Consider the following 20,591-nt stretch of genomic DNA (forward strand, 5'->3'; position numbering starts at 1 on the left):
TTACATTTGCAGGTTAAAAAAGTAAAAAAGTATGAAAGAAACAAAAAATATATCACGTTCCAGATCGCAAGAATCATCGGCTGCCATTGAAAAAATGTATATCACGATGCGCCATCTTTTCAACAGAGGATTTTACAAACCAATGGGAATTTCAGGTGATACGTTGCGTGAAGCATTATTAGCATTACGACCAGAAATTTATGGGAATATTGCCGAAGAAAAAGTAGAATTGAACGGACTTTTATATGTAATTGAACGTCTGCCGGTAGGAATTGAAGAATGTAGATTTATCAATTTAACTTCGGAAGAAGGGTATTCAAAATCTCATTTTCAGGCGATTGTACCGCCAAAAAGACGCCGTAATTGTTACCGAATTGATGAGGAACAAATGAACGTGGAGATTACCCGCGGACGATCAGATATTTATGACATTCTGACGCATTTGACCTTTATTTTCATCGAATCACACAAAATTAGAAACAGGGTTTTGCTGGATGATGCCGGTGAGGTTTCCCGCGACTGGTTCAAACTGGAACAAGCGGTTTCCCAAAAGAAGAAACTAACTCTTGTTGAAAAAGAAAAAGCCATTTCACATGCCGCTAATATTCTTGGGAGAACATTTGAGGAAGTATTGGATATTTATGATGCTTTTGGTTCAGCTGCTGCGCCAGATCGCTTTTTGCATGTCATTTTTTGGTTGGGGAAACTCGCCATTGAAGAAATTGTAGATGATAATAAAAGAACGATTACCTTTAGTCCTATTTTAAGAGAGCGATTGGGACACCATATTCACGGGGAAATTTGGGCCACTAACATCAAGGAGGTTTTGAAAGAAAACCAACTTTTAGACCGTCCGATTCACGTGATCAGTGCGAACATGCACAGTGTGATGAACTCTATTTTTGCAACTAAAGTTTTAAAAACCAAGTTCAAGGACAAGCCTGATTTCTTTATTTATGAGGAACTGAGTAAGTCCGGCGCGAATGCTGTCCGGAACCAAGTCGAAGAAGCAGCCTTGAAATTTGGAATGATTTCGTTGCCGGACACATCTGGAACGAATATCGATGTTCAGATTTTTGATACTGCCAAAATTGACTGGGCAAAAACATCTTTTCCTAAGGCAAATACAGGAGATAAAAAACCAGTGTTAATCGTTATGGATTATGCATTTGGGGAACAGGCTTATGAAACGATTGATGAGTTGTTGAAACCATTTAAAAAAGACATCTTACTGAATGTGGAATCAGTTTCTATCATGGGGAAAGCTGGAATTCTGGAAGGTGGAAAAGGGGATATTATGATTCCGAATGCGCACATCAATGAAGGAACAGCGGATAATTATTTTTTCAAAAATGAATTAACTGCTGATATGTTTGAAGGAAATGATATTGCTGTTTTTGCAGGTCCAATGGTTACTGTTTTAGGAACTTCTTTACAAAACAGAGATTTATTGAAGTTTTTCCATGAATCGACTTGGGGAATTATCGGACTGGAAATGGAAGGTTCATATTACCAAAAAGCGATACAATCTGCTTCAAAAATCAGAAAGAGTGTTCCTCACGATGTTAAAGTTAGATATGCTTATTATGCCTCTGATAATCCACTGGAAACAGGAAGCACATTGGCTTCAGGCGGACTGGGGACTACGGGTGTAAAACCAACGTATTTGATTACGATTAAGATATTGGAACAAATTTTCAACGTAAAATAAAAAATATAAATGAGTACAAACGTGCCCAATAATCAAGACGATCAGGAAATTGATTTGATGCAAATTTCTAGAAAAATTGGCAATATATTTCAGGATTTTAATACATTCTTGTTCAGATGCATTCGGTTTTTTGTAAAAAATGCAGTAGTGATTTTGATTTTGTTCGTGCTTGGTTTTGGAGTAGGGATGTTTTTAGATTCAACTAAGAAGACCTACAATCATGAAATTATTGTAACTCCAAATTTTGGAAGCACGGATTATTTGTATTCAAAAATTGATTTGTTAACTGCTAAAATCAACGAAAGAGATACCGCTTTTTTAAAATCAATAGGTATTCAGGAACCAACTAAAATAACAAAAATTACAATTGAACCAATAGTTGATGTTTATGGTTTCATCAATAACAGCGAACAAAATTTTGAGTTACTAAAATTGATGTCAGAAGATGGGGATTTAAAATCGATTGTAAAAGAAACGACTACGAGTAAGAATTACGCTTTTCATACCATTACGTTATTAACAAAGGGTATAACCGAAAGTAAAAAAGGAATACAACCCCTGCTAAACTATTTGAATACCAGCGATTATTACAATAGAATTCAGAAAGTTTCAGTTAAAAACATTCAACAAAAAATAAAGACAAACGATGCCATTGTTTCTCAAATAGATGGAATATTGAATGAGTTTTCGAATTCCGCTTCCGGAAACCATCAAAAGAGTGATAAATTGGTATATTACAATGAAAACACACAATTAAATGACGTTATCAAAACTAAAGAATCATTAATTAAAGAGATAGGAAATCTAAAAGTGGCTCTGTTATCTTCAGATAAAATCATCAAAGACAACAGCACAACTATAAATAAAGAAAATACAACCTCTATCAATGGTAAATTAAAATTAATTTTGCCACTTGTATTTATTCTTATTTTTATTTTCATACGTTTTTTTATTGCTTTTTATAAAAAACAATCATTAAAAGCACAACAAATAAAAGCTTAATTTTTAGAGATAAATTTAATTCTCAACCAGAGGATTCTCAATTTTTTACTATTCATAAGAATGCTACAAAATGCATTATATTGCAATTAAAATTGAAAGGATTTGTGTCATGATTACTAAAAAAGTTTTCGAAATGCATGTATTTGTTATTATTTAAATTAAATCATGAATTTTATACCGACTCAAATCAACGGATGTCACAGTTTAGAATCGGAATTTATTAAAAATAAAAGGGGCTATTTTATGATAAGTTTCAAAGAGAATGCCTTAAAAAAAGAAGTGCATCAGGATGTTCATTTTGTTCAAAATTATCAATGTTTTTCAACAACAGGAGTGCTTCGCGGAGTGCATTGTCAAACGGAAATTCATGCACAGGCGAACGAATTAATTTCCGATAAACATTTCGTATTATTGACTTTAGAAAACGAAAAAAAAATATGGTAGTTCTTGTAACGGGTGCGAATGGACAATTGGGACAATCATTGCAATTTATCGTTGCGGGTTATCCTGAAATTGACTTTGTTTTTTGTGATTCTAAAACCTTAGATATTACTAAAAAGGAATCGATTGAGCTAGTTTTCACAAAAGTAAAACCTGATTTTTGTATTAATACGGCTGCTTACACAGCAGTTGATAAAGCAGAAAGTGAACCTGAAAAAGCATTTGAAATTAATGTCATTGGGGCACAAAATTTGGCAGAAGTTTGTCGGGATTTCAAAACAAAGTTAATTCATGTTTCTACTGATTTTGTTTTTGATGGTACCAAAAACAGACCTTACACAGAGGATGATAGTACCAATCCTCAAAGTATATACGGCCAAACTAAATTAGATGGTGAAAAAATTATTCAAAAAACGATAAAAGAATGTTTTATCATAAGAACTTCTTGGATTTTCTCTTTATTTGGGAATAATTTCATGAAAACCATGTTGCGATTGGGAGCTGAAAGAGACAGTTTATCCGTTGTTGATGATCAGATAGGAACACCAACAAATGCAGTTGATTTAGCCCATGCTTTGGTACAAATTATTTTACAGACTTCTGAAAATCCGGAAATCAATAGGTACGGAATTTACAATTTCAGTAATGAAGGACATTGTAGCTGGTATGATTTTGCTCAAAAAATACTCGAAATAAATAGTATAAACATCCATGTAAAACCAATTCCATCTTCAAGTTATCCAACTCCGGCTGAAAGGCCTAAATACAGTGTTTTAAATAAAAGCAAGATCAAAAGGGCTTTTGATATTGAAATTAGAGCATGGGACGAAACAATTTAGTTTAGGTAAATACAACTAATTTGCAAGTAAATGTTTAGAAAAATATACCTGTCATTAAATAACGAAATCGCCAAGAACTTTTTTTATTTTAGTGTAATAAAGTTTGCTAACATACTGTCAAAATATATTTTATTAGGCTATTTGATAAGGACTTTGGGCGAGGAAGGATACGGAGTTCTTACTTGGGTTGATTCATTTGTTCAATATTTTCTGATATTGGTTAATTTTGGATTTGATATGTATGCGGCTAAATACATTGTTGAAAACAAACAAAATAAAACTAAAATCGATGAAATTATTTCTGCAATTATAACTGTAAAAACAGGATTATTTGTTTTTGGTTTTGTTCTTTTGGGGTTGTTTTCTTTTAACAATGAAATAGCCAAACATATCGATTTGATATTTTTTATGTTGTTTATGGGAATTGGAGAAATATTGTTTCCAATTTGGTATTTTCAAGGAATTGAAAAAATGAAGCCCATTGCTATTGTAAGTGTGGTTTCCAGAACATTATTGGTTTTTCTTACGATACTATTTGTAAAAAATTCAAGTCACATCGCAGTATATATTTTTATTTTAGTTCTTTCTAACATTGTTTGGGGAGGTTTAGGGTTTTATTTTCTAAAAAAGAAATCTGATTTTAAATTTATACTTGTTCCCTTAGAAACCATTAAGCATTATCTAAAAGAGGGATATTTGTTTTTTTTAGGAAGATTTTCGACACTTTTTTTAAATTTTGGAACCATTTTTCTAATTGGTTATTTCTGTTCAAAAAACTTAGTTTCTGGTTTTGATATTGCTTCTAAAATAATTTTTGCTTTCATATTTCCATTTGAAGTCATTCAACAAGCAGTTTTTCCTTTAATTGTAAGGACTAAAAACAAATTATTTTTGCAACGATTGGTGCTTTTTACCATTTGTAGTGCTTTGTTTTTTTCTGGAAGTATTTATTATTTTTCCGAAGAAATGATGACTTTTTTTGGAGGAAATCAAATGACAAAATATGCTTATTTACTAGAATCATTGGTGGTATTAATTCCGGTGATAAGTTGTTCTATAATTATAGGAAGCTGTTCTTTAGTTGCTTTTGGTGCGTTAAAACAATATAATTATGCGCTTGTTTTTTCATGTTTGATTTATTTTTTTACAGTGTTACTTTTGTATGTAATGAATCAAATGAGTTTTATTAATTTGTTGCTGCTTCGCATTAGTGTTGATGTAATTATGGTTATGCTTATTTTTTATTTTGCTGTAAAAAAGAAAACATTGTTGTAATTTGATACAAAAAACAGTGACCAGAAAACTATTTTAAATCGATATGATTATAGTCTAATTTGACAATGAAAATTAAAAATTGCAACTATATTTGTATAAAAGTTAAATTAAAAAAGATTAAAAAATGAAAAATTATTTTTATTTGATATTTGTATTAGCGCTATTTCTATCGTGCAAGGAAGAGGAAAAGAAAACAGACTCTTTTAGTTTAAAAGAAATTGTAAACAAACAAAATTATCAAATGGAACTTTATCAAACAGATGCTAATGAATATTCATTAGTGGTATTGAATAGATTGACTGGAAAGGTATTTGTAGGCAAAAATGCCTCTGGATGGTATGAAGCTACAAATGCGGATAGTATTCCGGTTTACAAAACACCAACGTATTCCATTAAAGTATTTAAGGGCCCCGAGTCCAGTCCTCAAATTTCATTGATGGATGAGAAAGAGGGAGAACTTTATATGTATATTGTGGGACACACGGCAAATTTTTACAATACAAATGCTGGTATAAAAGCGCTTGAAAGAGGTTAATACATCCCTAAAATGATATTAATGGTTGTAATTTTATTTTTTTTATTCTTACTGGTAGGAATTCTATATTGGAAGCGAAAAATATTTTTGCTGTCACCTGTTGATGTTTTTGTATTGTTCTTTGCAGGAGTTTTAATTTCGACTGTATTATATCATAATTTTTATCCAAGATACGAGAAATTCAATTTTTTTCAGTTTGATTTTATTGGAAAAAACAAATTCAACAGAACCTTTTTTGTTTATCTAAAAATGCTTTTGCTGTTTTTGTTAGGCGTTTTTATCTATTCGGTTTTTAATAAATCGTATTTCGTTTTAGCCAAACAGCGAATCAAAATTATTGATACGCGAAATCTTAAACTCAACACCAATCAAATTTCTAAGATTATAGTAATCATCGCTTTGTTATGTGTGTTGTTGGTTTACATTGATTACGGTTCTTTACTATTTTACAGAGCAGAATATATTCCGAAGGATAATTCTATTTTTAAAATTATTTATCAAAATTTATTTATTGTTTTGTGCCTTTTGTCAGGTGCTGTATACAGAACTAACAGGTCACTTGCGCTGACAGCTTTTTGTATTGCCATTATTGTAGGGATAGGAGTGGGGAGCAGATCAGCCACTATTTATTTATTAGCATTTGGGTTGAGTTATTCCGTTTTTTTAAATCGTTCCAGAGCCAGAACGTTCTATATTTTCTTTATTCCTTTTGTAATTTTTTTCTTTGGATACAACATTTCGCTGCGTTTAGAAGCGAATGGACATGGTTTAATTCCGTATTTAAAAGTAACACTTGAAAAACCTGAAATTTTATTTACTTACACTATAATGAATATTTATTATACGTTTATTTTTGGGTTTTACGCTACTTCCGAAACCATTCATTTGTATAAAAATGCTTCGATTGGTAATTTAATCACCACACTGAATCCATTACCGGGAAGAATGACAAATTGGTATAGTATTGCTTCTAAATTAAGAATAAACGAAATAGCTCCTTTTACGGCCATTGGTGAATTAGCCAAATACCCTGTTTTTAGTGTTTTTTATTATTCCTTATTAGGATATTATTTTGCAGCGATAGATTATTTTATCAAAAATCAAATAGTGCGCAAAAAATATTTGTGGGCTGTACTTCAATTCTTATTGTTAGTTTTATATGTTGTTCATAGTTTTGAGTATAATCTGCGATCTTCACATCGTTTTATTTATTATTCTATGGCGCTTTATCTGCTTTATTTTATTTTAAAAGGATTAAAAACTAAATTGCCGCGTAAATTAAGCAATAGTAATCTCTTGACAGAATGAGGGTAAAAACAAAAATTAACGATTTCTCAATTGAAAAAGCAGTTCCTTATGTTGCTTTCTTTTGCGGTTTATTTGTGCTACTGCCATTTAAAGTAAAGCCCATTACGGTAATGGTTTTTTTTCTTCTGTGTCTTTTTTCTATTTTTAAATACAGAATCAGCGCTAAAATTAAAATGAAAACAGTTTTCATGTTTAGTATTTTCTTTATCGTTTATGCGCTTAGCTTATTTTTTTCTGAAAATATTCAAAAAGGTTTTGCAATTTTAGTCCGTAGTATTCCAATATTAATTATACCTCTTGGATATTCTTTTTTAACTTGTGAGACAAAAGTAAAGTTCAATCAAGTATTCCGGAAGACCTTTATTATTGCCGCAAGTATCTATTCAATTTTAATATTTATTTACTTATTTCAATTAGGATATTTTAGTCAAAAACATGATTTATATTATTGTTATTCCTACATAACATTTGAATTTTGGGGCATGAATGAGCATCCTATTTATATATCAATCTTTTTTTCGGTAGCATTATTTTTTATTTTGATGGAAGGTTTCAAAAATAAAATTTTTAATTTCATTTTGTTTTTAGTCTTAATTTCTGGACTTTTAATATTGGCAAGAAAAGGTGTTGTTGTTTCTTTTTGTATTCTTTCTGGCATTCTTTTGTTTCTAAAACGAGATAAAAAACAAATCGCTAAATTGGTATTCGTTTTTATAAGTTTAATGGTATTATCACTATCTATTGCCGAAATTAGAAACCGTTTTTTGGAAATATTTGATACTAGTAGTATTGTAAATAATAAAGAAACGTCGTCTGGTATTAGATACATTCTATGGAACACAAGTGCGAAAGTAATTCAAATATCAGATTATTTAGGATATGGAATTGGAGATGCCCAAGCAGTTTTAAGCACACAATTGGCGGCGGATGGTTATACGGTTTTATCTGAGGAAAATTATAATGCGCACAACCAATTTCTTCAAATAGGATTAGCAACGGGAATTGTGGGAATTTGTTTGTATTTATTTTCGTTGCTCTACTTTATTCGAATATTTATCAAAAGAAAGAATGCTGAAGGAGTTGTCTTTTTACTGTTTTTTATTTTTGTTTTTCTATTCGAAAGTGTTTTGGAACGACAAAATGGAATAATTATCTATTCCTTTACAAATTGCATGTTTATATATGCTTCAGAATTTGACAAAAACCTTAAAAATGAGATATAACCTCCTTATCATTGGTCCTTTTCCAGGTCCGCCAAAAGGAATAAGCTTGTCCAATCAAGTTGTTGCAAATGGTTTAATAAAGAGAAATTGGAACATAAAAAAAATAAATACGGAACATTCTGATAAGGTAAACGGTGCAATTGGTCAGTTCTCAGTTGATAAATTATCATTCCTAAAAACCTATTTTCAAGGCTATAAAATTTTTACGGTTGATGTAGTTTATATCACGATAGGAATTACTTTTTTTGGAGTCTTAAAATATGCACCCTTTATTTTGTTGTCTAAAATTGTAAACAAGAAAACAATAGTTCATCTGCACAGTAACCATCTTAAAAAAGAATACCAATCTCTAAAAGGAATAAAAAAGAAGGTCTTTTTTAATCTTATTGCATCGTTTGACGCTGGAATTGTACTTTCTAATTCTTTAAGAGACAATCTAACACCTTTTATAGCTTCTGATGCTGTTCGAGAACTGTATAATTTTGTAGAAGACAAATTAATAATTTCGGAAGAGATTTTACTTAAAAAGAAAGATTTTACAGAAATCCGACTTTTCTTTTTAAGTAATTTTTTAGAAGAGAAGGGAATAAACCTATTGCTTCAAGTTATAAAAAGATTAAATGAAGAAGGATTATTTCTAAAAGTTAAAATAGCAGGCAATAAGATCTCAGGAAATAATGTAGATGGATTGCTGGCAGAATTAAATAATGTGGAGTATCTTGGGATTGTTTCTGGTGTAGCCAAACAAGATTTGTTAATTTGGGGCAATGTTTTTTGTCTCCCTACTTTTTTCAGTATGGAAGGACAACCCATTAGTATTCTGGAAGCTATGGCATTTAATAATTTAATTTTGACAACACAGCATGCAGGAATTCCAGATATATGTTCTGAGGAAAATGCTGTTTTTTGTAAAGAAAAAAGTGAAGAGGATCTTTATTTAAAAATAAAATTCATAGTTTCAAGATGGGATGAAGTACAAAAAAAAGGAATCTCAAACGGAGTTTATGCGAGAAATAAATTTACTGAAACCAAATTTATATCAACACTAGAAGCTATAATTTTAGAAACGATACAGAAATAAATTTCATAAATGAAAATTACTATAATCAGTCATAATTATTTCCCGGAGGATAGTGGGATAGGTTTATATTCGACGGGCATGGCAGAGTTTTTGGCTTTAAAACATGATGTGAATATAATAACAGGAGTTCCCTATTACCCGCAATGGAAAATCTATTCAAATTATGCAAACAATCCTCTCTTTTCAAAAGAAATTATAAACAATGTAACGGTATATAGATTCAAACAATACACTCCCGTAAAGCCAACTTTTTTTAAGAGAGTGCTTCAAATGACTCATTTTTTTTTGGGTTCAGTTTTTAATATTATAAAAATCAAGAAAGCAGATGTGGTATTAGTTGTTATGCCTTTTACGCTTTCCATTATTCTTGGGTGGTTTTTAAAAACAATAAGGGGAGGAGGAATGCTTTGGGTTCACATCCAGGATTTTGAATTTGATGCAGCTTTTAAAAATGGGATTTCAGCAAAGAATCAGTTACCGTCAAAGATTTTATTTAAAATTGAAAAATGGACCTTAAATAGAGCGGACTTTATTAGCACCATCAGTAGAGGAATGATGATAAAATCAGCGCAAAAAACAACAGTCAATCAAGTTTACTTTCCTAATTGGATTGATTATTCTTTAATAAATCCAGAAATTGCACAGGAAAATAAAGTTTTTAATAAAAATACGTTTAACATTCTTTATTCTGGTAATATTGGAGAAAAACAAGATTGGAATTTCTATATTGAGTTTGTAACCGCAATGGAAGTACATCCCGAATTTCATTTTTATTTAGTGGGTGAAGGAGCAAAACGCGTGGAAGTTTTAAAACAATTACAAAACAAAGTAAATTTCACCTATTATCCTCCGGTGCCTTATAAACAGTTAAATAATTTGTTGTGTGATGCGGATGTTCATGTATTGTTTCAAAACTCAGAGTTCAACGATTTGGTCATGCCCTCAAAAATCTTAGGGATGATGGCAAGTGCAAAACCATCAATAGTTACTGGCCATAAAGATTCTGAAATAAAGGTTAACTTTGAGAATTCTCACGGGGGTTATTATTTTGATGAGAATACTATTGAAACAATAAAAATGTGTCTAATGGATTTAAAAAACAATCCTGAGAAGGCTCGTTTAATGGGAATTTTAGCAAGAGATTTTGTAATTGAAAATTTTTCGTATGAAAAAGTTTTATCAGAATTTCAATTAAAATTAGAAGATACAGTTCAAAAAAAATAAAAAACAATTGATAATAAATGGAATATTCTACCTTAATAAAAAGGATTTTTATTATTGCAAAATCAAAATGGATCTTGCATATATTAAAAGGAAATTTATTTTCTTTAGCCTCTTTTGAAGTAGTTTCAAATTTAAAGGAAATGGTTCCGGAATTGCATTATATAATTGATGTAGGAGCTAATTCGGGACAGTTTTCGAAGGTAGCGAGCTATTTTTATCCTGAAGCAAGAATAGATGCTTTTGAACCGCTTCCAAATCTTTACTCAAAGATTAAAAAAACATTTGAAAACAAAAAAAATATTAGAATTCATAATGTTGCTTTAGGAAATGAGAACGGAACCATTATGTTTAATAAAAATAATTACGGACATATTAGTTCAATATTGGAGATTAGTAGTACAAATAAACACTATCCTAAACAAGAAAATGATTTAAACCAAATTATTGTTAATATAAAGACCCTAGACTCTTTAAATTTAATCAAAAATAAAACCAAAGGTAATGCCCTTTTAAAACTAGACGTTCAAGGATATGAACTGGAAGTTTTAAAAGGTGCAGTAGAAACAATCAACAATATTGATTATATTGTTATTGAAGCAAATTTAGAGGAACTGTATTCCAATCAACCTTCCTTTACAAAAATGAATAATTATCTGAATGAAAGGGAATTTGAATTAATGGGAATGCTTGATTTTAATTTAGGTGATAAGAATAAATACATCGAGGTGGATTTATTATATAAAAAAACAGAAAAAAGGAAATAGTTCTATGGCAAAAATACTAATCACCGGAGGTTCTGGCTTTATAGGGACTAACTTAGTAGCATATTTTTGTTCTAAAAACCACGAAGTTATCAACTTAGATATCAATTCACCAAAAAATAAATTGTATTTAAAAAATTGGGTCAAAGGGGATATTTTAAATTTAAGTGATATTAAATCATGTTTCAATACATTTAATCCTGAATATGTAGTTCATCTGGCAGCACGCACAGATTTAGAAGAAAAAAAATCAATCAACAGTTACAGCGCAAATACGGATGGAGTTCTAAACATTGTTGAGGTTGTAAATTCATTTCCGAACATAATAAAAACAATTTATGCTTCAAGTCGAATGGTTTGTAGAATAGATTATTTACCGACTTCATTTAATGATTTTTGTCCTCCAAATTTATATGGCGAAAGTAAAGTCATTGGAGAAAAATTAGTTAAGGAAAAGGCAAAACATGATTATGTAATTGTTAGGCCAACTTCAATTTGGGGTCCATATTTTGAAATTCCTTATCGTACTTTTTTTGATACTATCAGAAAAAAAACATTCTTTTTACCTAAAAATTACAATCCTAAAAAATCATTTGGGTTTGTCAGCAATACGGTTTTTCAAATAGAGCAAATATTATTTGCTTCTAAAGAAAATACAGAAGAAAATTATTATTTATCAGATTATCCAGCAATTAATCTAAAAGAATGGTCAAATTTAATCTCTGAAGAGTTTAACGGAAAGAAAACAAAAGAGGTTCCCATTTTTCTATTAATAATAGCCGGAAAAATCGGTGATATTCTACTAAAAACCGGTTGGAAAAATCCTCCTTTAACTTCATTTAGATTAAACAATCTAATAACGGATATGGTTTATGACACTCAAAATCTAGAGAAATTATGTGGAGAGTTGCCTTATAAGCTGGAAAATGGTGTAAAAATAACTACTCAATGGATTAAAAATGAACATGCCAAAAGCGTGTAAAGCACCATTATTTAAAACAAATCTCATTTTTTACAAGATTATTTGTTAATTGTTTTTTATACCTTGCGTTCGTAAAATTGATTTATGAAAAGAATACTTATCACTGGAGCCGCAGGTTTTTTAGGATCACATCTTTGTGACCGATTTATCAAAGAAGGTTATTTTGTTATTGGGATGGATAATCTCATCACTGGGGATTTAAAAAACATTGAGCATCTTTTTAAATTAGAACAATTCGAATTTTACCATCATGACATCACAAAGTTTGTCCATGTTCCGGGAAATTTAGATTATATACTTCATTTTGCATCACCTGCAAGTCCAATAGATTATCTAAAAATTCCAATTCAAACCCTGAAAGTAGGATCTTTGGGAACGCACAATTTGTTGGGATTGGCCAGAGTAAAAAAAGCACGAATTCTTATTGCATCCACTTCTGAAGTGTACGGAGATCCATTGGTTCATCCGCAAACCGAAGAATATTATGGAAATGTAAATACAATAGGACCAAGAGGAGTGTATGATGAAGCAAAACGTTTTCAAGAATCAATCACTATGGCATACCATACATTTCATGGTGTAGAAACCAGAATCGTTAGAATCTTTAATACTTATGGGCCAAGAATGAGACTTAATGACGGTCGTGTTATTCCAGCATTCATAGGTCAGGCGATTCGCGGAGAAAATTTAACCATTTTTGGTGACGGGATGCAAACTCGTTCGTTTTGTTATGTTGATGATCAGGTAGAAGGTGTTTTCAGATTATTGCATTCGGATTACGTTTATCCAGTAAATATTGGAAACCCGGACGAAATCACCATCAAGGATTTTGCAGAAGAAATTATAAAATTAACAAGCACAAATCAAAAAGTAGTCTATCATCCGTTGCCCGTAAATGATCCTCTGCAGCGTCAGCCTGACATTACTAAAGCTAAAAATTTATTAGGATGGGAAGCTAAAGTAGGTCGTGCCGAAGGAATGAAAATCACGTATGATTATTTCAAATCTTTATCTAAAGAAGAATTATCCAAAGAGGAGCACAAGGATTTTTCAAAATATATTTTTTAATACAAGGATTTAGGCTCAAAATGGTTTCGTCATTCTTGTGTAGTTTTATCATACTCTTTTTGATTTCATATTGTAATAAAATAAACCATTTTTACATGCCGATGCGTAGTTTAAATGTTATAAATTAATTTAAACATAAATTTATAATAAAAACACTTTTATTTTTGTTTCAAAAATCATAATTTGGGCATGAAAATACTGCATTAAAAGACAGCTTATTTTCGGTTTCGGAGTGTAATCATAGTAGTAAAAGAAAATCAGTATGACTTTTCTAATCGGATAAAATAGTGAAAACCAAAACGGGAAGATATTCAGGCTATATTCGCCCTTTTTCATTTGTAATAGACTTAATTGTTATCAATGTACTCTCAGTATACTTGACTGGCTTTCCTGTTTACGAGCTTTTTTATCCCCTTTTTATAAGTATAAGTTGGTTTATTATAGCTTCTAGTTTGGGGTTTTATGAAGTTTATAGATACACGAAAGTGATTTCCATACTAAATTGTGCTCTAAAGCAAGGGATTTTGTTTACGCTTATCTGTCTCGCCTTCGCTTTTTTTGACTCTGAAAATTCCAGTTTTCAAAGAATCGTTCTCTTCACTTCAGTTTCGCTGTTCTTAATTCTAATCATTAAACTGTGTATTTATTATTTTCTAAAAAGGTACAGAGTGCTTTTTGGCGGTAATTTTAGAACTGTAATACTGTTAGGAAATTCTAAAAGTGTGAAGCCATTACAACAGTTTTTTACTGAAAATCCGGATTATGGATATAAATTAGAAAAAGTTTTTGACTTGGAAAAAGATAAAGTGCGAAAGCTTAGGGAGAGTTTTGCCTTTGTTTTGGAACACAAAATAGATGAAATGTATTGTTCGATGAGTGATTTGACGCAAAATCAAATTAATGAAATTGTATATTTTGCTGACAATAACCTAAAAACATTAAAATTTATTCCGGACGAAAAGCAGATTCTTTCCCGGAATTTTACTTTTGAATATTACAATTACATTCCAGTAATTTCCTTGAGAAATATCTTGTTAGACGATACCTTGAACAAGGTCATCAAGCGGGTTTTTGATATTTTATTTTCGGTTGTGGTGATTCTAGGGTTGTTATCTTGGCTTACCATAATTCTCGCAATTTTTATAAAATGGGAATCAAAAGGGCCTTTGTTTTTTATACAAAAGAGGAATGGATTAAATTATAAAGAATTCAATTGCTACAAATTCAGATCGATGGAATTAAACGATGAAGCTGATGTAAATCAGGTTTCTAAAAATGATATTCGGGTAACTACAGTAGGTCAGTTTATACGGAAAACAAGTATTGATGAGCTGCCACAGTTTTTAAATGTATTATTTGGCGATATGTCCGTTGTAGGCCCCAGACCCCACATGGTAAGTCATACCGAAATGTATGCGTTGAAGGTGGATAAGTTCATGGTACGCCACTTTATAAAGCCAGGAATAACCGGACTTGCTCAAACCAAAGGATTTCGTGGTGAAGTCGAAACAGATAAAGATATTATTAACAGAGTAAAATTTGATATTTTTTATTTAGAAAATTGGTCTATTTTATTAGATATTAAGATTATTTTTAACACAATATACAACACCATAAAAGGTGATGAAAAAGCGTATTAAAAATGGAAAAATCACTTGTGTCCATAATTACTCCTTCTTTTAATTCTGAAAAATTTATTGTTGAAGCGATTCAATCGGTTCAGCACCAAACCTATCAGCATTGGGAAATGATAATAGTAGATGATTGCTCCACTGATGAAACGGTTTCTATAATTGAAGAAATCGCAATTAAAGACGCAAGAGTCCAACTTTTTAAACTCGAAAAAAACTCAGGAACCGGAATTTCCAGAAACGCCGCTTTGGCGAAGGCAAACGGAAAATATATTGCTTTTTTGGATGCAGATGATTTGTGGAAACCAAACAAGTTAGCAGTACAAATTGAGTTCATGAAAGTGAATAATCTTCCTTTCACGTTCTCTTTTTATGAATGCATCAACGAAGCTGGACAACCGCTTAACAGAAGAATCGAAGCGCCACTGCATCTTTCATACCGGCAGTTGTTTTTTTGTAATTATGTAGGGAATCTAACGGGTATCTATGACGTAAATTACTTTGGGAAAATCGCTATTTCCTCCATCCGGAAACGACAAGACTGGATGATGTGGCTGACTGTTCTTAAAAAAATAAAATTCGCACAACTTGTTCCGGAGAGTTTGGCTTTTTATCGCATCAGAGACAACTCGATTTCTGCATCTAAATTTGATTTAGTAAAACATAATTTTTCAGTGTACAGATCATATCACCGTTTGAATTTAATTGGTGCAACACTTTGCATGATTGGTTTTTTGTTTACTCAATTAATCCTCAAACCACGTTATTCCAAGACCATTAAAGCATCGATTTAAATTGCTTCAATTTCCCTCGATTGCTTCTTTCTAAAGTATCTTTTCGGATAAATATAAATTTTAAATTCGGTTCCAAATACAGTTCAATCGCCTTTTCAATTTTTTTAATTTGTGCCAAATTTAATTGGGTTTCACTCACATATTCAATTTCAAAAGTATCTATTTTGGTTTGTTTTATCACAAATTCTTTTACGTTTCCGTCGTCTTCAATAATGCTTTTTGTCACGTAATAGAAAGTAAGTCCGGGCGACTTTTTTCCGCTTGGCAAAATAGCAACATCATTAGTTCTTCCAATTAATTTTTTGAGAATTGGTTTTTGCAACGTGCTTTTTTCGTCCAAAATTCCAATATCGCCAATATCGTATCGGATAAACGGATGCGCTTTATTGAATAAGGAAGTAATGACAATACGTCCTGAAGTACCGTTAGGAACTGCTTTATCATTGTCATCTAAAATTTCCACAAACAACGTTTCGGAATTCACCTGCCATTCATCATCTGGGTTCTGGAAGGCAATCAAATCCAGTTCTGAAGCGCCATATTCATTGACGATAGGAATCCCAAATTGTTTTTCCAATAAGAGTTTGTCTTCTTCAAAAAGCATTTCAGAAGTTACCATGCACACTTTTAAAGAGGGACAAATGGCTGTTAATACAATATTTTTCTTTTGTAAAAATTTGGCAAACAAAACAATCGAACTCGTGTAACCGTTGATGTAATCGAATTTTTTAGTTCGAAAATGATTCAAAAATCCATCTAAAACTTTATCAGATAAATCGAAAATGGGAAACCTAAACCGATGGCTCAAAGCATCTTTTAAACGCTCTTTTTGATGGCCTATGAAATCCATTGGAATTCCATAAAAACGCGCTTGAAAGGATACATTAAAATCGATGCCGTACCAATCAAAACGATACATGTTTGAAGCCCAAGTCAACGCATGACAATATTTATCTTTGGCAAAAATAAAAGGAGTTCCGCTGGAACCAGACGTTTTATTGACGTAAATGTTTTTAGCGGAATAGCCTTCCGAAAGCCTTTCCTGTAATGGTTTCTGTAAATTTTTCTTATTTAAAACTGGTAAATCTTCCCAGCGGGTAAAAGTTGTTACGCCGGTTAAATCTTTGTAAAAAATATTGTTTTGCAAATGAAAATGAACAATTTCCAATTTTTTATGTTCAACGAAAGTCTCGTGTTCTTTTTCAGAAAAGGCTACAATTTTCCGCAATTCGGCTTTGGCTTCCTTCATTGGGAAACTATTTAGCTGCAGCGATAAGTCGAATAGTGGGAACATCTTAAAGGTATATTTCATCAAAAATAATATTTACCAACAACTAATAATGGAGAACCAACAACTTTTTAAAAATTAATTATTTTTTAAGTTCAAAAGCAATTATTTTTGCTGCACAACTAAACACAACGACACATGACAATTTTACTACTGGGTTCAGGCGGAAGAGAACATGCTTTTGCATGGAAAATGATTCAAAGTCCGCTTTGTGACACACTTTTTGTAGCACCAGGAAATGCGGGAACGGCTTCTATTGCTACTAATGTCGCTATCAGTCCAACTGATTTTGAAGCTATAAAAGCATTTGTTATTCAGGAAAAAGTAGCAATGGTTGTCGTGGGACCAGAAGATCCTTTGGTAAAAGGGATTTATGATTTTTTTCTAAACGATGCTGCATTAAGTCATATTCCGGTTATCGGTCCTTCAAAAATGGGCGCACAACTGGAAGGAAGTAAAGAATTTGCCAAAGAATTTCTAATCAGACATAACATTCCAACTGCCGCATACGATAGTTTTACAGCTGAAACGGTAGAAAAAGGATGTGAATTCTTGGAAACACTGCAACCTCCGTATGTTTTGAAAGCTGATGGATTGGCCGCCGGAAAAGGCGTTTTGATTATTCAGGATTTGGCAGAAGCCAAAGAAGAATTAAGAAACATGCTGGTTCATCAAAAATTTGGTGCCGCAAGTTCTAAAGTCGTTATTGAAGAGTTCCTTGACGGAATTGAATTAAGTTGTTTCGTTCTTACTGATGGGAAAAATTATAAAATTCTGCCAACGGCTAAAGATTATAAACGCATTGGCGAAGGCGATACAGGACTAAACACGGGCGGAATGGGAGCTGTTTCTCCAGTTCCTTATGTTGATGCGGTTTTAATGGAAAAAATTGAAACACGCATCGTAAAACCTACCATTGATGGATTTCAAAAAGACGGAATTCCGTACAAAGGTTTTGTTTTCATTGGGTTAATCAATGTTAATAACGAGCCAATCGTAATTGAATATAATGTGAGAATGGGCGATCCGGAAACCGAAGTGGTTATCCCGAGATTGAAAACGGATTTGGTAGCGTTGTTTTTGGCTGTAGCCAATGAAAAACTAGACGAAATCAATCTGGAAATTGACAAAAGAAGCGCTACTACAATTATGATTGTTTCTGGTGGATATCCGGAAGATTTCGAAAAAGGAAAAGTAATTTCCGGATTGGAAAAAATTCAAGATTCTATTGTTTTTCATGCGGGTACTAAACTGGATAACGGAAATATTCTTTCAAATGGAGGAAGAGTTTTGGCTGTAACATCTTTTGGAAATGATTTTGAAGAGGCCATAAAAAAATCTTACCAAAACATAGACAAGCTACATTTCGATAAGATGTATTTTAGAAAAGATATTGGAAACGACTTGAAATAATTGACAAGTATCGTTCACTTTTTTTTAAATATTATTTTAAGAAAGAGTGAGCGGTAGTATCTTGCTTTTCTGTTCCAGCGTCTTCAAAAATCTTTAATTGTCTGATCCAATATACCATTGCGGCAGCACAAATAATCATAAAAATCCAGTTGATTGTATTTGCAACAAACCAAGAACTCAACTCTAATGAGCGTAAAAAGTCTAGTGGAGCAAATAGAATATCAACAAATAAATATTGTATTCCTTCGAAAAATGATTTCATAATGTATAGAATTAATTTTAATAGTTGTTTTTGGCAACTCTGATTTGTAAAAGTTCTGATTTAGAAGAATCTTTTTGAACAAGCAGGGTTTACTTTTTAAACAAGTATTATATTTACGAACACAAAAGTATAAAATATCCGTATGATAACAAGTGTTTTTAGAAAATCTACACCGTTAAATTTTTCATTGGTCGTAATTTTAATGCTGGTTTTCTTTTTATTTTTCCAATTTCAAGATTTATCTTGGACAAATTCTTTTTTTTCTACCGCACAAAAAGGGGGATTGTTCTGTGTTGTTGTTGCTTCTGTTTTTATTACCGATTTTGTGGCAAAGAAAAACGGATTGAGTAAAGACAGCACATACACGATTTTTTTTTACTTTTTGTTTCTACTTTTTTTTCCTTCAGCGCTAGATAATTTAAACTTGATTTTGTCTAATTTCTTTATTCTGTTGGCGCTTCGCCGATTGATTTCATTACAATCTCTAAAAGCTTCCAAAGAAAAAATATTTGATGCTTCATTATGGATTTTTCTGGCTGCGTTATTTCATTTTTGGAGTATAATCTTTCTAGTGTTAGTTTTTATATCAATAATTTTTCACGTTTCCAGCGATTATAGAAACTGGATATTACCTTTTATCGCTTTTTTTATAGCAGTAATCATGTTCCTGCTTTTTGCAACGGTTTTCGATTTAAATGTCATTGAATACATCCTTAAAAGTGTACAAATCAATTTTAAGATTGATTATTTCACGAATAATTATCAAAATGGGGCTTTGTCTATTTATGCAACTGTTGCCCTGTTTTTCTTGGTTTCTATGTTTGCCACATTGTCAAGCAGACCACAATTGCTGCATACTTCTTTCAAAAAAATTATCGCCTCTTTCTTTATTGGAGTAATAATTTTTCTGATTTCGGATAATAAAAGTAATGACTTATTGCTTTTTACATTTGCGCCTTTGGCCATACTGGCAACGAGTCACATCGAAATGCCACAACTAAAATTGAAGCAGGAAATGGTACTTTTTGTGCTTATAACCTGCAGTTTATTTGCTTTTTTCAGCCAACTATAATTTTTCACCGTAGGCTAAATCTCCCGCATCTCCCAGACCGGGAACAATATAGCTGTGTTCATTAAGTTTTTCGTCTAATGAAGCGACCCAAAGATGACAGTTTTTCGGCAGATGTTCTTCCAAATGCGCGATGCCCTCTGGTGCGGCAATTACAACTGCGATATGAATTTCTTTTGGCGTTCCTTTTTCCATCAATTTATTGAAAACGCTTACAATAGATTGACCGGTGGCAAGCATGGGATCAACTAACAGCAGATTTTTGTTGTTGATGTCAGCAATGGCTTGATATTGCACTAAGATATCAAAGTAATCATCATTGTTGGGATGGTGACGGTAAGCAGATACGAAACCATTTTCGGCATTATCAAAATAATTCAAAAAACCCAAATGCAGTGGCAATCCGGCTCTTAAAACAGAACATAAAACCAGTTGATCTTTAATCTCAGTCGTGTTTTTTATACCTAGCGGCGTTTGGATTTCGACACTTTTATAATGCAGTTCTTTACTTAATTCATACGCCATTATTTCGCCAATACGTTCAATATTTCTTCGGAAACGCATGCTGTCATTGTGAACATTTACATTGCGTATCTGTCCCAAAAAATGATTTAGAATACTGTTTCCTTCCGATAAATAATGAATTTGCATGGTTTTATTTTTGTAATTAAACTTACAGTTATT

21 protein-coding genes are annotated in these 20,591 nt (G+C 31.7%); 17 read left to right on the forward strand and 4 right to left on the reverse strand.

Going from position 1 to position 20,591, the window contains the following annotated elements:
- Nucleotides 1–31: 31 nt before the first annotated feature.
- From BMZ76_RS03530 to BMZ76_RS03560, 7 genes are all read left to right on the forward strand, one after another.
- Entirely contained in the window at nucleotides 32–1,711 is a 1,680-nt protein-coding gene (locus BMZ76_RS03530; RefSeq protein WP_091203334.1) for a DUF6909 family protein, read from the forward strand.
- 9 nt (nucleotides 1,712–1,720) lie between these two features.
- Nucleotides 1,721–2,713 carry a hypothetical protein gene (locus tag BMZ76_RS03535; RefSeq protein ID WP_091203335.1) on the forward strand — a complete coding sequence of 331 codons (993 nt, stop codon included), beginning with the start codon at nucleotides 1,721–1,723 and terminating at the stop codon, nucleotides 2,711–2,713.
- A 165-nt stretch (nucleotides 2,714–2,878) separates the two neighbouring features.
- Nucleotides 2,879–3,157, forward strand: coding sequence for a dTDP-4-dehydrorhamnose 3,5-epimerase family protein (locus BMZ76_RS03540; protein ID WP_091203336.1), 279 nt, complete (start codon nucleotides 2,879–2,881; stop codon nucleotides 3,155–3,157).
- Complete coding sequence (gene rfbD, locus BMZ76_RS03545) at nucleotides 3,151–3,993, forward strand: dTDP-4-dehydrorhamnose reductase (protein WP_091203337.1); 843 nt, start codon at nucleotides 3,151–3,153, stop codon at nucleotides 3,991–3,993. The genes BMZ76_RS03540 and rfbD overlap by 7 nt, the downstream gene beginning before the upstream one ends.
- A gap of 30 nt (nucleotides 3,994–4,023) precedes the next feature.
- Nucleotides 4,024–5,268, forward strand: a complete 1,245-nt coding sequence (locus BMZ76_RS03550; RefSeq protein WP_091203338.1) for an oligosaccharide flippase family protein — start codon at nucleotides 4,024–4,026, stop codon at nucleotides 5,266–5,268.
- A gap of 124 nt (nucleotides 5,269–5,392) precedes the next feature.
- Entirely contained in the window at nucleotides 5,393–5,803 is a 411-nt protein-coding gene (locus BMZ76_RS03555; RefSeq protein ID WP_091203339.1) for a hypothetical protein, read from the forward strand.
- A gap of 21 nt (nucleotides 5,804–5,824) precedes the next feature.
- Entirely contained in the window at nucleotides 5,825–7,111 is a 1,287-nt protein-coding gene (locus BMZ76_RS03560; protein ID WP_091203340.1) for a hypothetical protein, read from the forward strand.
- A 46-nt stretch (nucleotides 7,112–7,157) separates the two neighbouring features.
- Here the strand turns inward: BMZ76_RS03560 and BMZ76_RS15845 are convergent, their stop codons facing one another.
- Nucleotides 7,158–7,301 (reverse strand): hypothetical protein, encoded by a 144-nt coding sequence (locus BMZ76_RS15845; protein WP_167547409.1) that lies wholly within the window; start codon nucleotides 7,299–7,301, stop codon nucleotides 7,158–7,160.
- Nucleotides 7,302–7,593: 292 nt separating this feature from the next.
- Here BMZ76_RS15845 and BMZ76_RS15850 point away from each other — a divergent pair, with 292 nt between their 5' ends.
- The 8 genes from BMZ76_RS15850 (at nucleotide 7,594) to BMZ76_RS03600 (ending at nucleotide 15,875) form a co-directional block, all read left to right on the forward strand.
- Nucleotides 7,594–8,334 carry an O-antigen ligase family protein gene (locus tag BMZ76_RS15850; RefSeq protein ID WP_167547410.1) on the forward strand — a complete coding sequence of 247 codons (741 nt, stop codon included), beginning with the start codon at nucleotides 7,594–7,596 and terminating at the stop codon, nucleotides 8,332–8,334.
- Nucleotides 8,324–9,415, forward strand: coding sequence for a glycosyltransferase family 4 protein (locus BMZ76_RS03570; RefSeq protein ID WP_167547411.1), 1,092 nt, complete (start codon nucleotides 8,324–8,326; stop codon nucleotides 9,413–9,415). The genes BMZ76_RS15850 and BMZ76_RS03570 overlap by 11 nt, the downstream gene beginning before the upstream one ends.
- A 9-nt stretch (nucleotides 9,416–9,424) precedes the next feature.
- Nucleotides 9,425–10,639 (forward strand): WcaI family glycosyltransferase, encoded by a 1,215-nt coding sequence (locus tag BMZ76_RS03575; RefSeq protein WP_091203343.1) that lies wholly within the window; start codon nucleotides 9,425–9,427, stop codon nucleotides 10,637–10,639.
- A gap of 17 nt (nucleotides 10,640–10,656) precedes the next feature.
- Nucleotides 10,657–11,403: an FkbM family methyltransferase gene (locus BMZ76_RS03580; protein WP_091203344.1), complete on the forward strand. Its 747-nt coding sequence runs from the start codon at nucleotides 10,657–10,659 to the stop codon at nucleotides 11,401–11,403.
- Nucleotides 11,342–12,382 (forward strand): NAD-dependent epimerase/dehydratase family protein, encoded by a 1,041-nt coding sequence (locus BMZ76_RS03585; RefSeq protein WP_143071047.1) that lies wholly within the window; start codon nucleotides 11,342–11,344, stop codon nucleotides 12,380–12,382. The genes BMZ76_RS03580 and BMZ76_RS03585 overlap by 62 nt, the downstream gene beginning before the upstream one ends.
- Before the next feature lie 84 nt (nucleotides 12,383–12,466).
- Nucleotides 12,467–13,450: a UDP-glucuronic acid decarboxylase family protein gene (locus BMZ76_RS03590; RefSeq protein ID WP_091203346.1), complete on the forward strand. Its 984-nt coding sequence runs from the start codon at nucleotides 12,467–12,469 to the stop codon at nucleotides 13,448–13,450.
- 287 nt (nucleotides 13,451–13,737) lie between these two features.
- Entirely contained in the window at nucleotides 13,738–15,090 is a 1,353-nt protein-coding gene (locus BMZ76_RS03595; protein ID WP_091203347.1) for an exopolysaccharide biosynthesis polyprenyl glycosylphosphotransferase, read from the forward strand.
- A gap of 2 nt (nucleotides 15,091–15,092) precedes the next feature.
- Nucleotides 15,093–15,875 (forward strand): glycosyltransferase family 2 protein, encoded by a 783-nt coding sequence (locus tag BMZ76_RS03600; protein WP_091203348.1) that lies wholly within the window; start codon nucleotides 15,093–15,095, stop codon nucleotides 15,873–15,875.
- Here BMZ76_RS03600 and BMZ76_RS03605 read toward each other — a convergent pair.
- Nucleotides 15,859–17,169 carry a phenylacetate--CoA ligase family protein gene (locus BMZ76_RS03605; protein WP_091203349.1) on the reverse strand — a complete coding sequence of 437 codons (1,311 nt, stop codon included), beginning with the start codon at nucleotides 17,167–17,169 and terminating at the stop codon, nucleotides 15,859–15,861. The genes BMZ76_RS03600 and BMZ76_RS03605 overlap by 17 nt on opposite strands.
- 132 nt (nucleotides 17,170–17,301) lie before the next feature.
- Here BMZ76_RS03605 and purD point away from each other — a divergent pair, with 132 nt between their 5' ends.
- Nucleotides 17,302–18,576, forward strand: a complete 1,275-nt coding sequence (gene purD, locus BMZ76_RS03610; RefSeq protein WP_091203350.1) for a phosphoribosylamine--glycine ligase — start codon at nucleotides 17,302–17,304, stop codon at nucleotides 18,574–18,576.
- Nucleotides 18,577–18,607: 31 nt separating this feature from the next.
- On the opposite strand, the gene BMZ76_RS03615 is transcribed toward purD, so the two are convergent.
- The gene (locus tag BMZ76_RS03615) at nucleotides 18,608–18,838 is read right to left on the reverse strand and encodes a DUF6341 family protein (RefSeq protein ID WP_091203351.1); all 231 of its coding nucleotides are present in this window, start codon (nucleotides 18,836–18,838) and stop codon (nucleotides 18,608–18,610) included.
- 142 nt (nucleotides 18,839–18,980) lie between these two features.
- Between BMZ76_RS03615 and BMZ76_RS03620 the strand changes: the two genes are divergently transcribed.
- The gene (locus tag BMZ76_RS03620) at nucleotides 18,981–19,910 is read left to right on the forward strand and encodes a DUF6427 family protein (protein WP_091203352.1); all 930 of its coding nucleotides are present in this window, start codon (nucleotides 18,981–18,983) and stop codon (nucleotides 19,908–19,910) included.
- On the opposite strand, the gene upp is transcribed toward BMZ76_RS03620, so the two are convergent.
- Entirely contained in the window at nucleotides 19,905–20,558 is a 654-nt protein-coding gene (gene upp, locus BMZ76_RS03625; protein WP_091203353.1) for a uracil phosphoribosyltransferase, read from the reverse strand. The two genes, BMZ76_RS03620 and upp, sit on opposite strands and share 6 nt — an antisense overlap.
- Between the last annotated feature and the right edge of the window lie 33 nt (nucleotides 20,559–20,591).

The sequence above is a fragment of the Flavobacterium xueshanense genome (assembly GCF_900112975.1).
In the GTDB taxonomy this organism is placed as follows: Bacteria; Bacteroidota; Bacteroidia; order Flavobacteriales; family Flavobacteriaceae; genus Flavobacterium; species Flavobacterium xueshanense.